Origin of the sequence: Brochothrix sp. (assembly GCF_017549435.1) — a bacterium.
Classification (GTDB): Bacteria; Bacillota; Bacilli; order Lactobacillales; family Listeriaceae; genus Brochothrix; species Brochothrix thermosphacta.
Genome location: NZ_JAFYUW010000090.1, coordinates 1 through 15,579 on the forward strand (window position 1 = coordinate 1; position 15,579 = coordinate 15,579).

Consider the following 15,579-nt stretch of genomic DNA (forward strand, 5'->3'; position numbering starts at 1 on the left):
ATACGCTTGTGGTAATTCAGCAAACAATGCTTGACCTAATGCTTTTGCCATATCTTGAGCAACAACAATCACAACCGGATAGTTCTTCTCAATAAGAGGTTGTAAACCTGTGACAATTGCCTTCGCTAGGGATTGGATACGTGTAAAGCTTGGGCTGGGTTCACCTTCAAATCCTAAAGCTATCATTTGAAACGCTTCATTTACCTTGTACCAACCGAGTTTTTCAGTGATACTCTTCGCCAACGGTTCACTTTCTAAACGGTTGTCTGCATCAGTTAGTTTTAATACTGGTAAATTTCGTAGCGGCAAACTCGCACCTGTATACGAAATCGTACTGCCGCTAATTTCTGCGGTATGCGAACCTGCACCAACAACGGTGGCTCGAATCGTTTCAACTGAAGGAATAATTGCCATTGCTTGAAACGCTGATGATTGAGCAATTGCCCAACCTAATAACTGCCCCATATCACCAAATTCAAACGGATCACTTCCCAGCTCAACAGCGATACAGTCGGCAACCCCGCCAGAGAATGATACATAATCACTTGCCACATTATTTGTTAAGCCATGGTGCGTAATTGATTGTTCATAATAAGGGCTTTTTTCAGCTGCACCAATGCTTTGAGCCAATATACATGCCATTTCTTGTGCTAATGGTGTTAACTTTTTAACGCTGGCTGTTTGACCCACTTTGATATCCCAACCTGCAGAAGCAATAACCCGTTTGATTTTCTCTGTAATAAAAGTGATTTCACGGGTGTCTGGATTGATTTTAACTAAGCGCCCTCCGATATCAAAACAAGCGGTATCGATCAGTTCTCCATCAGTAAACACAGCTAGATTAGTCGTACCACCACCAATATCGAGGTTGACCACCGATTTGCGCGTTTTTTCTGAATACGTATGTGCACCTGCACCTTTAGCTGCAATAATACTTTCTAAATCTGGTCCCGCTGTTGCCACTACAAAATCTCCTGAAAAACCACTTAATGCCTCTAGAACTAAGGCTGAATTTTCTTTTCGCGCGGTTTCACCTGTGATGATAACGGCACCCATTTGGATGTGTTCTTTTTTAATACCTGCTTTGTGGTATTGTTGAGAAACAAATGTTTTAATTGCTTCTGCATCAATCACTTCTTCTGAAAGAAGCGGCGTGAATATAATATCACTGCGATAAATCACGCGTTTATCAGAAATAGTAATTCGCGGCACACTGAAGGCGGATGCGAGGTTTTCAATCGTTAATTCCGACAATACGAGTTGTGTGGTTGACGTTCCTAAATCGATCCCGACAGTTAACATCTTTTCTAACATAACTTTGCCTCCTCTAAAAAAAGATGCTTGAAGAAAGCACATACAACCTATAGTCGCATGTTACTGTTCTCCAAGCATCTTTGCCTGAATCACTTAAACGTCACTGTTCAAGTGTGTTTTTAAAGAGAATATGGGTCGTTGTCCCTTTTTCTCCTGATGAGATTGATAATTTACCTTTTAATTTTTCGCTGACATAACTTTTAATAATCATTAAACCTAAACTTGTTTGACCTGCGGTTTTGGTATTATAGCCACAGCCAAAATCAGTAATTGTTAAATCAACAATTTGATTGTGTTTTTTCACGGTAATTATCACACGCCCCATACTGCCTTGCGGATACGCATGTTCGTAAACGTTTTGGAGTATTTCATTGATAACAAGTGATAAACTCACCATCTGATTACCATTTAGGTAGATGTTATCCGTCATTATTATCTCAAGTGTTAGCGGTTGAATATTAGTAAATAACCGTTCAATATTATGAGAGATCGATGTTAGAATGGGTTTTAGCTCTAACGCATCCTCCACTTGCATTGATAACATTTCATGTGTTTGAGCAATCACCAACATACGATTAATGCTCTCTTGCAGTGCAATTTTAGCCTCTTCGCTTGTCACTCGTCTTGCTTGTATTCTTAGCAATGAAACAACAGACTGCAAATTATTTTTAACGCGATGATGTATTTCCAAAATAGCAACTGACTTCGAAATAATTTCTGCTTCTTTGTTTTTGATATCTGTGACATCCCGAATAATCATCATCAATTGATCATCGTGCTTCGTCCATATCTTTTTAATGGACAAGTGGTAATTATCATAATGTAACCCCTGAATTCTACCGATATACCCAATCTGTTGATAAAAAAGATGAGCTGCTCTATTTGCTTTAATTAGAATCCCTTGATTATCAAACACAAGTAGTTCTTCGTTGATTTCATCTGCTAAGATGGCATCTTCTAAATGGAAAAAGGGTTCAACTTGAAGACTCGTTCTTTTATGGGGTTCTCGTGCTGCTTCCTCAACAATCAAAACACCTATTGTACGGCAATCATTCCGAATAGGATACACTGTTTGTTTGATTAAACGCTGTTCTTGACTATTTGCATATAGCCCCATCGAATTTAAACTTGTTGTCATCGTACGATAAACACCGGGTTCATTTTTCTTATTCGCTTCCAAACCCACAACATTACCTTGATAAAGAGATGGTAAACAAACGGGTCGTTTATGATAAACAACCACTGCTTCGCGAGTCACCTGATCAAAAATATCAATAAAAACATCTACTTCTTCATATCGAGACGATGTTTCAAGTTCTTCTGAAACACGGACGAGTTCTGCAATATCTGCCGAGCTTAAATCCAAATGTTTTTCACAAAGACGTCTCAGTTCTGCTTTACTCATCGGTCATCACGATCAACTCAGCGATTTCACTCATGCGACACCGTTTATTCATGCTCAATTCACGGATTGTTTTATAAGCGTCATCCTCTGTCATATGGTCGCGCAACATCAAGCATCCCTTTGCTTTTTCAATAATTTTACGCTCATCAAGTTTTAAGGATAATTTTTCAATTTTTTTGATAAGATTTGTGGTTTCTTGTCCTTTTGCGATAGCCATTTCAACCGTGGGAATTAATGATTTTTCATGCAGAGGTTTCACGAGATACCCGATTGCACCTGCTTTTTTTGCTCGTTCTGTATGTTCAACACCACTAAATGCCGATAAAAAGATAATACCTTGTGCTAACTGGTCAGCGAGAATTTTTTTACCTGCTTTTAAACCATCTAAAATTGGCATTTGTATATCCATAATGATTAAATCGGGGCGATGTTTTTTACATGCTTCAATTGCTTCGAAACCATCTGAAGCTTCAGCCACTACGTCGTAACCCGCTTCTTCCAATACATCACGAATATCCATTCTTGTAATAGGTTCATCATCGACTACTACAATGCGTCCATTCATCACGTCACGTCCATTTCTATCTCGTATTGTGTTGCTATGTTCTGGTGATTTTTGTGCCTGTAAATCCGAGTATCGTTTGTAAACCAACTAACACTTCACTGATAGCTGCTTCAACAGATGATACATCGCCTGTTAAAACAACAGAACCACTAAAACGATCGATAAAACCAATCTCGACGGCTCCTGCTTTTGTCGCAATATCAACAGCTATTATTGCTGCCTCACTAGGCGTAATCGTTAAAATACCAATCGCACCATAACTTTCATCGGCTAAACCAAGTTTTGTATAGATTTCGCGGTTAGGGCTCGCAATAATATGTGCCAAAGTGACTTGTTTACCAGGAACATATTCTTGAATCATACGTTGTTTTTCTTGTTCAGACATTGTTTCACCTCTTTACTAAAATTAAAAAAGCTCCTAAACAAACAAAATATCGGTTGATATCTCGTAGGTTAGGAGCTCCATTGCTCTAATTAGCGACACATCCTTGTGTCTTATACCATTATTATAGTGATTGTTAAAATTGATGTCAAGATGATGCCGAGTGCTGAAAGATTTTTTAAAGGACATGTCGTAAAATCGACACAACTTCATCATTTGTCGGTACACGTGGATTAGTTGCTGTACAACCATCAACGAGTGCAGCTGTTGCTATTTCAACTTCTAGCGCTGTGATTGTGTCTACTGTAACACCACATTGTTTTAATGTGGCTGGCATTTCAAGTGTTTGTCGTAATTTTTCAATCGCTCGCATCAAGTTTTTAACTGCCACGCGTCTATTCGTGATGGACAATCCCAACAATTTTGCCAAATGTGCGTAACGTTCTGCTGCAAGATTAGCGGGTACACCCTGTACCTCGTCAATATGACTGTTATAGCGAATAATGGCTGGCATTAATACGGTATTTAAACGACCATGAGCGATATGTAATTTGGCCCCCGCTGCATGTGCAATCCCGTGGTTAATTCCGAGTGATGCCATATTAAATGCCATTCCGGCCATGCACGAAGCCATATGCATTTTCTCACGCGCTTCCATGTCAGCACCATTTTTATAAGCACGCGGTAAGTATTCAAAAACGAGCTGTACTACTTTTTCAGCTAAAGCGTCACTCACATCGTTCGCGTTGGTCGAAACATAGGCTTCTAAAGCATGTGTTAACACATCCATTCCTGTATCCGCTGTAATATGAGGTGGCACTGATTTCACAAGGTTTGTTTCGAGAATCGCAATATCTGGTAAAATTGCGTTTGTGACAAGTGGGTATTTAACGCCTTTATCCGCACTGGTAATAATCGAAAAATTCGTGACTTCAGAGCCAGTTCCGCTCGTTGTTGGAATAACAATGAACTGTGTGCCTTTTAGATTGCGTAAGGTTTCACCGAAATATTTCATCGCTTTCGCCGCATCGATTGCTGAACCGCCCCCCACTGCTAAAATAATATCAGCAGCAAATTCTGCCATTGTATCAATGCCTTTCACCACTGTTTCAATCGGTGGATCTGGTGTTATTTCACTAAAAACAAGATGTTCGACTGATTGTTGCAAACGGCTTGTGACTTGTTCGATCATACCTGATGATACGATAAATGGATCAGTGACAATAAACACTTTTTTGTTTGCGATTGTTGCCAAATGTCCCAATGCATCTTCCCCTGTGTATACCGTTGTTTTAATGCTAATTTCTTTCATTTTCTATTCCTCCTTAAATAAGACCGTAAAAAAAGAAGCTCGAAAGAACTGCCAGAATGACAGCCTTTAAGCTTCTTTGCTTTGCACACATACAACAATGTATGTGTCTATTTATTTGGTGTAGCTGTTAGTGTACATTAAATAAGGCATTCACAAAACGACCTTGTTTTGATCCACTTACGCCATTGGAAGTGACATGCCCATTGCTTTTAAGTCGCACTTCAGTGTGCTGGCATCGGTACACATTCACTTGCTACTGCGTTGTTAAAACAATGGGCGTCTTCAATTTCGAAAAACAGCCTGTTTTACCACGAAACAGTCCGCAATAGCAGAATACAATCAAAGACCTGACTTAAAGCACAATGTACTTATCACAGTGGCGGGACCGCGTTGGATTTACACCAAACTTCCATTTTTGTATTCTAAATACTATTTGTGTAGGAATTACCAAGTTAGTTCATTCTAACTGATTCCAGTCTAGCATGCGCATATTGAAAATTCAAGCTTTAAAAATTATGAAAAACCTTATCTGAATTTTGATAAAAGACATCTGTTTGGCCTTGACGCGTATTGACCGCACGAGCTACTGCATAAAAATAATCTGAGAGGCGATTAAGGAAACGTAAGGCCGCCCCATTTATTTCTTCTTCTTGTAATAGTGCGACAACATGACGTTCGGCACGACGGGTCGTTGTTCGAGCCACATGTAATAACGCAGCATCTCGTGTGCCTCCTGGTATGATAAAATGTTCAATCATTGGGGGTTCATCCGCATAAACATCGATGCGCCCTTCAAGCCAAATAACATCCTTTTCACTTAAGCGATATGCACGATGACCCGCTGGTGTTGCCAAGTCTGTGCCACAATCAAATAACAGTTGTTGAATCGTTTCGATATCATAACAAATATCAGCATGCAGCGGATTAAGTTGTATTAACGTATAACCCAACCATGCGTTTAATTCATCAATCGTTCCGTAAGATGCCACACGTTCCGAAGATTTAGCAACACTTGTACCCCCGACCAGTTTTGTTTGACCCGCATCACCTGTTTTTGTATAAAGTTTCATTTAATTTCTTCCTCCTCTAGATAAGCTAATAACTCCTTAACACCCATTTCATCCACAGCTGATAAGCAAAAAACTTGGCGTGCCCCTGCTTCACGCAAGCGTTGTTTCGTTTGTTGTATCACTGCATCGGATTCAGCAATATCAGTTTTTGACACAATCCCAATGACTGGTTTTGGAAAGATACTACCAAATCCGGGTGAATAAACTTGTGTTTTATCTGTGGCACTTTGCATTAAAGCGATAACATCAGCTTCTGCTGCAGTAACTGATAATGCACTGTAATACTGACGATGTAAAATATATTCCCCTGGCGTGTCAATAATATCAGGGTAAAAAGCCACTGCCTGTGTTTTATCATACTGTAAAGCGAGCCCTAACATTCTTTGTGATAATGTCGTTTTCCCGCAACCTACTGGGCCCATAAAGATAACTTTTTTCAACTTAAACCCACCTTCTTCCAGATTTATTTTCAAAAAAAAGACCCAAACTTTCCGATGGTAAACATCGAAAAATCTGGGCCTCTTTGCCAATCACGTCGTGTACGTCTTTGTACACCGATATTAAAATGATAGCTTAATCATACTGTTTATTTTTTTATTTGTCAATTTTGATTTTTGTCATTTATAAGTGAAAAAACAGTTGTTACACACCTCAATGGGATTGCAACAACTGCTATCAGTCTTTTTATAAATTTTCACCATTGCTGGCAATGACTTCTTTATACCAGTTAAAACTTTTTTTCTTCGAGCGTGCCATTGTGCCACTACCATCATCATGTTTATCTACATAGATAAAACCATAACGTTTTTTGTACTCACCTGTTGTAAAGGATACACAATCGATACATCCCCACGGTGTATAACCCATTAAATCCACACCATCTAAAGTGACAGCTTTTGTCATTTCTTCGATATGTGCCTTTAAGTAAGCAATGCGATAATCGTCGTTAATTGTCCCATCAGCTTCAGGCGTATCAATTGCACCAAATCCATTTTCCACAATGAATAATGGTAATTGATAACGTTCATGTAGTAAGTTCAAAGCATAACGCAAACCAACCGGATCAATTTGCCAGCCCCAATCTGATACTTTAACATGCGGATTGGGAACACTCCCTTCAAAACCAGCCGTTGCGGTGCCTTCACCTTTAACACCTGCACGTACAGTATTGGTCATGTAATAACTTAGACCGACATAATCGACCGTTCCAGCACGTAAAGCGGCACTATCTTCTGCTGTAATCTCAATATTGAAACCTTTACGCTCCCACTCTTTATAAGCGTAACTTGGGTATTCACCTCGAACATGTACATCCCCAAACAGGTAACGATCATGCATTGATTCAACTGATAACATCATATCATCAGGGTGACATGAATACGGATATAGCGGCACAACTGCAATCATACAACCGATTTGCATGTCTTTGTTAATTTCATGACCTATTGTCACAACTTTTGCACTTGCTACTAATTGATGATGCACGACTTGATACATCGTTTCCTCCGGGTTTTCCGCATCATTAAAAATAACACCTGAGTTTGTGTAACCGAATAACGGTGCTTTAAAACTCTTTTGATTGTTAATTTCATTGAATGTCATCCAGTATTTAACTTTTTTCTGATAACGACGCATGACCACCTCTGAATAATGGACAAAAAAATCAATGACTTGACGGTTTTTCCAACCGCCGTATGCTGTCACTAAATGATTTGGCATTTCAAAATGTGATAATGTTACAACGGGTTCGATACCATATTTAAGCAATTCATCAAATAAGTCATCATAAAATTGTAAACCTGCTTCATTCGCTTCTGTTTCATCCCCTTTCGGGAAAATGCGAGACCATGCGATTGAGGTTCTGAAACACTTGAAGCCCATCTCAGCAAAGAGCGCAATATCTTCCTTATAGGTATGATAAAAATCGACCGCTTCGTGATTTGGATAACGATATTTATCTTCGATTTCTGTTGTAATGATACGGTCAACACCATGTGCACCACCAGTTAAGACATCTGCAATACTTGGGCCTTTACCTCCCACATTCCATGCGCCTTCAACTTGATGGGCCGCAACAGCGCCACCCCATAAAAAATCATCATTTAACTTAGTCATGTCAATATCCTCCTCATTTTTGGTTTAGGTTTATTTTGCTTCTTCTTTAAAGCCAACAACGTAAGTTAATACTAAGCCAAGTACAAACGCAACGACGATTGAAATTAACAAGCCGATAAATTCTGTTGCATGACCACTCTTGAAAAAGGCCGGTAATGTTGCGATACCGGGCATGTTGTATGCCCAAGATACTGAACGGAAAGCACCAGCAATTGCACCACCGACAGCTCCGGCAATACAACCCATGATAAAGGGTGTTTTCAAACGTAATGTAACACCGTAAATCGCTGGTTCTGTGATACCAAAGAAACCTGTGATAGCCGCAGGTAATGCAACACCTCGCATTGCGCTATCGCGTGATTTGAAGAATACACCCAGTGCAGCGCCTGCTTGCGCAAACACAGCTGAGGCTTGTAATGCGGTGAACGTATCGTAGCCTAGAGATGCGTAGTTCCCTACTGTCACTGGTGTAATACCCCAGTGAACGCCGAAGATAACAAGCACTTCCCAGAACCCACCTACGATGGCTCCCGCGATAATTGGGCTAAGGCCGTATAAGAAGTTATATACATCACCAATTGCGCCACCGATTGTACTACCAACTGGTCCAAATACTAATAAAGTCATTGGTACAATAATTACTAAGCTTAATAATGGCGTGAATAAGTTACGAATAACTGATGGTAAAATACGTTCAAAGAAACGTTGGACATACGATAAAATCCAAATTGCTAAAATAATTGGAATAACCGATGAAGTATAACTTAACATTTTGATAGGTAAGCCTAAGAAATCAAGCGGTTGTGATAGAACAGGAATGCCTAATACATCATTAATTAATTTCATTGTATCAGGGTTATTTGTTGCTTGTGTAATCATTGATTGCACTTTTGGATCTGCTGAAGCATTGTTTAAAAAATCATTGGCTGCAAACATTTTCATGAAATCAGGGTTAACAAGTGCACATGCCGTTACAACTGCCACATAAATGTTAGCACCAAATTTTTTCGCTGCTGTAATCGCAATCAACACGGGTAAGAATGTAAAACCAGTCCATGAAACGAAGTTTAAAATACGGTAAGTCCCACCAGCAGTATCTAACCAACCTAAAGCTACCATTACACCTAACAACCCTTGTAAAATACCACAAGCTGCTAAAGTATATAAGAACGGTGCAAAAATACTTGAGATAACATCGATAATACGACTGAATACACCGACTTTATTTTTGTTGTTTGAATTCGACGCTTTACTATCGTCTACTTTAATGTCTTGCATGATCAATTCGTAAACATCTTTGACGTGATTACCAATCACGACTTGGAATTGCCCGCCTGCTTCCATTGTAGTGATAACGCCTTCAATTTTATTCACTTCGTCTTTATTCACTATTTTGTCGTCATTTAAAATGAAACGTAAACGCGTAGCACAGTGTGTCAGGCTGTTGATGTTTTCATCGCCACCCACTGCTTTGATAATTTCTTTTGCTGACTTTGTATAATTGATAGCCATTTCTTATCCTCCTATGATGTAAGCCTTTACTTTTTGTTAACAAGTATATCTTATCAAAATATTTGCGAAAATAAAGCGTATTCATTGATTAAAACACTCGTATTTCATTGGGAAATTTGTTACATAAAAAAAACACCTTGTATTTTTACAGAAAAAAAATAACCATCTCATCCTTATTAGGATCAAATGGTTGGGTTGTTACTGTTAGGTTATTTTATCGGCAAACGTCGAGCGATTTCTTCGATAATATAAATGACAGGTACTTGACTCGCTGTATTGTAATCACCTGCAATGCGCTCATTCGACATATAATAAGAGATTGTTTCGACCGACATTCGGCTAATCGTTGCGTTCTCTTGGTTTGTTATACTTACAATTTGACAGCCGTGTTGCTTTAATTTATCTAATAATAAGACTGTTTCTTCGGTTTCGCCTGAAACAGATAAAGCAATAACAACTGTTTTATGGTCCAATTCTTCCATTACTGGATAAAAAGGATCTTCGATGTAATGGCTAAATTTGCCATTCATTGAAAAATAACGTGCCCCATATTTTCCAATCGCACCTGACGTCCCAATACCAACGAACACAATTCGATTAGAATCACGTACTAATGATACGATGCGATTAACTTTACCATCAAAGACAGGGTTATCGATGTATTTAAAATAATTCATAATTTCCGAAATTGAATTTGATTCGCGACGTTTTTCTGTCTCTTTAGCCAAGCTCATTTTAAAACGAAAGCGAAATTCTGTATAACCTTCACAGCCCGTTTTTTTACAAAAACGCATCACAGTTGAAGTAGAAACATGGACCGCATCTGCTAGTTCACGAACAGTCATGTATAAAATTTCACGTGGGTGCTTTTGGATATATTCATAGAGAGCAAGTTCTAATGAGTTAAACTTTTGAATAATTTCATATGTGAACATAAAACCACTCCTTTACTTCGGTTGGTCGTGCTTTGAACCTCTTGTACGGATAATACCTTCTGCAATATAGTAAGCAATAATAATCCCCGCCAAAACAAGACTCAGTGTATAGCCAATTTGTTTTTGGAAGATTAGTAGCCCTAAGATAATCAATGTAAAGAAAATATTTCTTACTCGTTTTTTAGTCATAGTGCCTCCTTAATTTTTAACGTTCGCCAGCCCACTCCGCATAAAATTGTTCAAGGTACGTTTCCAAAAACAAATGCCGTTGCTCTGCGAGTTTTTTTCCGGTTAGTGTATTCATTGTATCCTTTAAAGTCAGTAATTTCTCATAAAAATGCATAATTGCTGTATCTTCGCCATTTCGGTATTCTGCCAGTGTCATGTTTAGACGTGGTTGCGCATTCGGAAGATGCATCGGGCGCCCTTTACTACCACTATAAACCATCGTACGCGCAATCCCAATCGCACCAAGCGCATCAATACGATCAGCATCTTGCACCACTTTACCCTCAAGTGTTAAAACTTTATCCGCATTACTACCACCTTTAAAAGACATATCTGCAATGATCTGCATAATTTGCCGAACAACGTTCTCTTCTAACTGTTGCTCAAACAACCAATCTAAAAGTTCAGTTTGCGCTATTTTTTCGTCAGCTACCAACTTGTCGTCCACTGTATCATGAAGCAATGCAGCCATTTCACAAATAAACAGATCCGCCTGCTCTTCTTTTGCAAGCGTTAAAGTTAACTTTCGCACACGATGAATATGCCACCAATCATGACCTGTGGTATCTGCAGCTAACAATTGTTTTACATGTTGTTCGGTTGCTAACAAGCAGCTTTCTTTTATTGCGTTTGTTGGCATCATGCGCACCCTCTTTCAAAATGTCATCGTTTTCATTCCACTCTTACATTATAAGGCAAGCTTGTAAAAATAGAAACTGCTTCAACGCTAAAAAATATGACTTGTGTCCCCTACACGTTCATGCCATAATAAAACTATTAACTTGATAACTATCAAGAACCAGAAAGGATGTTGCATGATGGGAGTTTTAACTACATTATACGCCGTTGTAAATCAATTAGAGATGAGGGCGAAGATTTCCTAACAGTGCTTCTCCCTCAATTATGAGGAGAGATTATTTATGTACACACTAGAACAACTCGGATGGCACACGTTTTTCGAAGATACACTCACTGAGCAAGAACGCTCACGATTGGCACGCATAACTGTGACCGGACAAAATACTTACCAAGCATTAACGCTCGAAGGTAAAATAAACCTTAAATTAACTGGGAGCTTTTCACGCACGATCACAACAAAATTTGAGCTACCGGCTGTCGGTGATTGGGTGGTGACAGATGAAACAAAACAGGTGATCCATCGACGCTTACCGCGCCAGACAAACTTTGTGCGTAATATTCCCGGTGAGAAAGACGAACGTCAAGTAGTTGCCGCTAATATTGAAGAAGTTTGGTTGGCGATGAGCCTTAACAAGGATTTCAACTTGAAACGACTGAACCGCTACGTGACAACAGCTTGGGACAGTGGTGCTATCCCTGTGATTGTTTTAACAAAAAGTGATTTAGTGACAGACCTCGAAGATTACCTTTCCCAAGTTGAAAGTGAACATATGGGCATCGAAATTATTGCTTGTAGTGCTTTAAATGGGGCTGGTTTTGATCGTTTAAACAAGCGACTTGTTGAGCACCGAACAATCGCGCTTGTGGGTTCATCGGGTGCAGGTAAATCAACGTTGCTCAATTATTTAGCAGGTGAAGAAATTCAAACAACGAGCGGTATTCGTGACGACGATAGTCGTGGCCGCCATACAACCACCTCGCGCTTTTTATTACCTGTCGGTGACGCTTGGATTATTGATACACCTGGTATGCGCGAACTACAGCTTTGGGCTGATTCAGAAAGCTTAGATACTACTTTTACCGATATCAAGGAACTGACTGCAAACTGTCGTTTCAATAACTGTACGCATAACAATGAACCAGGATGTGCAGTCACAGCGGCATTGGCAGACGGAACTCTTTCGACACAACGTTGGGCTGAATATGCGAAACTGCAAAAAGAACTGGCTTACCTTGAACGAAAAGCTAACCCCGTCAGTCAACGTCAGTACATGAAAGCGATAATTAAGAAGTATAAGAAAAAATAAAACGTTTTAAAATCATAATTATTTTCCACACTCGAAAACCACCCTTTTGGGTGGTTTTTTTGGTTATCTATTAAACTGTTCAACTTTCTGTTTGTTTACACACCAACTAGCAGATAACATAAAAATAAGGCTTCATTTGATTTAAGAGATAATCCTGTTTGTTCATAAAACCGTTGAATGCGATATAACAATGTATTCCGATGAATAAATAATTTTTGGGCAGTGTGAGCAATGTTCCCTTCATTTTTCCATAATTCCTTAATTAAAGAAACAGTATCAGGTTGTGCAATTAACACCTCTTTTAATTGTTGTAAGATAACGCTATCTGCCGTCATTTGACTCGCATGTTCTTTAAATAACAACTTAGGAATGTTCACAACACTATCTCCTGTTAAATGTTGTAAATGAACTTGAAATAAACGCTTTTCTTCTATAAAATAAGCGGGTAATTGTGGTGAAACATCATAATATGAACCGATCACACAACTTGAATGGGCATAAAAATCACTATCTAAGACCGTCAGTATTGACGCCAGACTTTCATCTGTTAGAGCATCCGTTGTTTTTTCTTCTACCAATACGCCACTCGTTTCAGTTAATAGAAAACGAGTGCGACGCCCTTCAAATAATGCATCGAATAAATTTAACCACTCCCCCATTTGTTGAGTGTTATCTGCAAAACGGACATCAAAATAGATACAACGTACGGGTGCAGATACCGAGGGAAGGATCGCAGTTTCTCCCGTTAAAAAGGCATGCCAAGGTGACCGTTTAATTGAAGGCTTTGATACGATTTCTTGTTGGTAGAGCGAGGTCAACAATGCTATTTCACTAGCCGTTAAATCGGTCTCAGGAATGCTAAGATATTGCGTTTCATGAGGGATATTAATATGAGCCGGTAAAGGGTTTGAACCCGTTTTAGCCGTCGGATAGATGGTTAGTAATTTTGTAGGTGTCATGTGAATTCCTCCTTTTAATGTAAGCCTTTACATCTTTGGTTAGTTTGCTACTTTGTTTTGTACGATGTGTCTATACGCTATTGTTTATTGGCATTATATACTAGTAATAGATAAAACAAACAAAGGGGTTTTTAAAATGGTACAAATGGCATTGCGTAATATTTATAAAAAGTATGACAACTCAGACGGTTTCGCAGTAACAGATTTTAACCTTGAAATTGCTGATCAAGAATTCATTGTTTTCGTTGGACCTTCAGGCTGTGGTAAATCAACAACACTTCGTATGGTTGCTGGACTTGAAGACATTAGTGACGGTGAACTTTACATCGGTGATAAATTGATGAATGAAGTGGCACCTAAAGACCGTGACATCGGGATGGTATTCCAAAACTATGCGCTTTATCCACATATGAGTATTTATGATAATATGGCATTTGGTTTGAAATTACGTAAATACAGTAAAGCTGAAATCAAGCAACGAGTAACAGATGCTGCAGATATCTTAGGATTAACGGAATATTTGGAACGTAAACCCGCTGCATTATCAGGTGGACAACGCCAACGTGTTGCTTTAGGACGTGCGATTGTGCGTGATGCAAAAGTCTTTTTAATGGATGAACCACTATCTAACTTAGATGCTAAATTACGTGTAGCGATGCGTGCAGAAATCGCAAAACTACATAACCGTTTAAAAACAACAACAATTTATGTAACACATGATCAAACAGAAGCAATGACGATGGCAGATAGAATTGTTATTATGAAAGACGGATTTGTTCAACAAATCGGCTCTCCAAAGGAAGTTTATAACCACCCTAACAACGTTTTTGTAGCCGGCTTTATTGGCTCACCAGCAATGAACTTCTTCAATGTTGAATTGAAAAATGGTTACATTAGCACTGAAGGCGGCGACATGAACTTCCACGTGCCTGAAGGTAAATACAAAGTGTTAAAAGCACAAGGCTATGAAGGTAAAAAACTTGTTTTTGGTATTCGACCAGAAGATATTCATAACGAACCCTTAGTGTTAGAAACATTAGCAGAAAGTACAATGGACGTTGAAGTAGTCGTTTCAGAATTATTAGGCGCTGAAACAATGTTATATACTAAGATTGAAGACACAGAATTTGTATCTAAGGTGCCCGCACGCGACGATTATGAAGCCGGAGATATTATTAAATTAGCCTTCAACCTCAGCAAAGCACACTTCTTCGACACTGAAACTGAATTAGTAATTAAGTAGTGAAAGTGGAAACACCTCATTGATTCTCTAAAAAATTGGAAAAATAAAAAACATTCATTAGACTAGAAATTTTAGTTAGGATAGACTGATTACCGAAAGAAAGCTAAGCTCATTTTACTTTATCGAAATTAGAATGGATTAAAAATCGAACGTGTTAGACTAGAAATTTCAGTTGAGGTAGGCTGATTCATGCCTACTAAAGCACTTAAATTTCAGGTCTCGTTATATTATTGAATCCCGTTATGAAATTTTGATACAGTAAGCTTAGTTTTTCTGGAGGAATGTCTATTTAACACTTAAATGTCAGGTCTAATGTTTTTTTGTGCGTTTATGAAATTACTGACATTGTTGCGAAGCTAAAAGCTTACAAAGACAGTATGGGACGGAGCGACAGCGAGTACCACTCCTTATATTGATGTACCACTCCTTTGCTAATATCGTAGTGAATTCATTCGCTTTACGAGAGTAGTATGGGACGGAGCGACAGCGAGTACCACTCCTTTGCTAATATCGTAGCGAATTCATTCGCTTTACGAGAGTACCACTCCTTCTGTTGGTGTACTAATTTCCCATTTCACTCCTCATGTTTTTTC

General features: G+C 38.9%; 15 protein-coding genes and 1 riboswitch. Of the genes, 2 read left to right on the forward strand and 13 right to left on the reverse strand.

What is annotated here, in order from left to right; genetic code table 11:
* From eutA to IKV95_RS06070, 12 genes are all read right to left on the reverse strand, one after another.
* Positions 1–1,314: ethanolamine ammonia-lyase reactivating factor EutA (gene eutA / locus IKV95_RS06015; RefSeq protein ID WP_287451513.1), on the reverse strand; the 1,314-nt coding region annotated here is incomplete at its 3' end.
* A 100-nt stretch (positions 1,315–1,414) separates the two neighbouring features.
* Positions 1,415–2,719 carry a sensor histidine kinase gene (locus tag IKV95_RS06020; RefSeq protein ID WP_287451514.1) on the reverse strand — a complete coding sequence of 435 codons (1,305 nt, stop codon included), beginning with the start codon at positions 2,717–2,719 and terminating at the stop codon, positions 1,415–1,417.
* A complete protein-coding gene (locus IKV95_RS06025; RefSeq protein WP_069120612.1) occupies positions 2,712–3,284 on the reverse strand; it encodes an ANTAR domain-containing response regulator in 573 nt (190 codons plus the stop codon). Before IKV95_RS06025 ends, IKV95_RS06020 begins: the two co-directional genes overlap by 8 nt.
* 34 nt (positions 3,285–3,318) lie before the next feature.
* The gene (locus tag IKV95_RS06030; RefSeq protein ID WP_029092037.1) at positions 3,319–3,669 is read right to left on the reverse strand and encodes a BMC domain-containing protein; all 351 of its coding nucleotides are present in this window, start codon (positions 3,667–3,669) and stop codon (positions 3,319–3,321) included.
* Positions 3,670–3,844: 175 nt separating this feature from the next.
* Positions 3,845–4,978: a 1-propanol dehydrogenase PduQ gene (locus IKV95_RS06035; protein ID WP_029092038.1), complete on the reverse strand. Its 1,134-nt coding sequence runs from the start codon at positions 4,976–4,978 to the stop codon at positions 3,845–3,847.
* A gap of 290 nt (positions 4,979–5,268) precedes the next feature.
* Positions 5,269–5,416: riboswitch (adenosylcobalamin (AdoCbl) riboswitch) on the reverse strand.
* A gap of 68 nt (positions 5,417–5,484) precedes the next feature.
* Positions 5,485–6,048 carry a cob(I)yrinic acid a,c-diamide adenosyltransferase gene (locus IKV95_RS06040; protein WP_029092039.1) on the reverse strand — a complete coding sequence of 188 codons (564 nt, stop codon included), beginning with the start codon at positions 6,046–6,048 and terminating at the stop codon, positions 5,485–5,487.
* Positions 6,045–6,488, reverse strand: a complete 444-nt coding sequence (locus IKV95_RS06045; RefSeq protein WP_069125454.1) for a EutP/PduV family microcompartment system protein — start codon at positions 6,486–6,488, stop codon at positions 6,045–6,047. Before IKV95_RS06045 ends, IKV95_RS06040 begins: the two co-directional genes overlap by 4 nt.
* 244 nt (positions 6,489–6,732) lie before the next feature.
* On the reverse strand, positions 6,733–8,163 hold the full coding sequence (locus tag IKV95_RS06050) for a 6-phospho-beta-glucosidase (RefSeq protein WP_069125456.1): 1,431 nt from the start codon (positions 8,161–8,163) through the stop codon (positions 6,733–6,735).
* A 30-nt stretch (positions 8,164–8,193) separates the two neighbouring features.
* Positions 8,194–9,675 carry a PTS transporter subunit EIIC gene (locus IKV95_RS06055; protein ID WP_029092042.1) on the reverse strand — a complete coding sequence of 494 codons (1,482 nt, stop codon included), beginning with the start codon at positions 9,673–9,675 and terminating at the stop codon, positions 8,194–8,196.
* A 209-nt stretch (positions 9,676–9,884) separates the two neighbouring features.
* On the reverse strand, positions 9,885–10,610 hold the full coding sequence (locus IKV95_RS06060) for a MurR/RpiR family transcriptional regulator (protein WP_029092043.1): 726 nt from the start codon (positions 10,608–10,610) through the stop codon (positions 9,885–9,887).
* A 12-nt stretch (positions 10,611–10,622) separates the two neighbouring features.
* Positions 10,623–10,799 (reverse strand): hypothetical protein, encoded by a 177-nt coding sequence (locus IKV95_RS06065; protein WP_154657743.1) that lies wholly within the window; start codon positions 10,797–10,799, stop codon positions 10,623–10,625.
* Between the two features lie 16 nt (positions 10,800–10,815).
* Positions 10,816–11,481 carry an HD domain-containing protein gene (locus tag IKV95_RS06070; protein ID WP_227001979.1) on the reverse strand — a complete coding sequence of 222 codons (666 nt, stop codon included), beginning with the start codon at positions 11,479–11,481 and terminating at the stop codon, positions 10,816–10,818.
* Positions 11,482–11,758: 277 nt separating this feature from the next.
* On the opposite strand from IKV95_RS06070, the gene rsgA reads away from it, so the two are divergent.
* A complete protein-coding gene (rsgA, locus tag IKV95_RS06075) occupies positions 11,759–12,784 on the forward strand; it encodes a ribosome small subunit-dependent GTPase A (protein ID WP_287451515.1) in 1,026 nt (341 codons plus the stop codon).
* A 95-nt stretch (positions 12,785–12,879) separates the two neighbouring features.
* Here the strand turns inward: rsgA and IKV95_RS06080 are convergent, their stop codons facing one another.
* Entirely contained in the window at positions 12,880–13,743 is an 864-nt protein-coding gene (locus tag IKV95_RS06080) for a helix-turn-helix domain-containing protein (RefSeq protein ID WP_029092046.1), read from the reverse strand.
* Between the two features lie 136 nt (positions 13,744–13,879).
* On the opposite strand from IKV95_RS06080, the gene IKV95_RS06085 reads away from it, so the two are divergent.
* Complete coding sequence (locus tag IKV95_RS06085; RefSeq protein ID WP_029092047.1) at positions 13,880–14,986, forward strand: ABC transporter ATP-binding protein; 1,107 nt, start codon at positions 13,880–13,882, stop codon at positions 14,984–14,986.
* Positions 14,987–15,579: the final 593 nt, after the last annotated feature.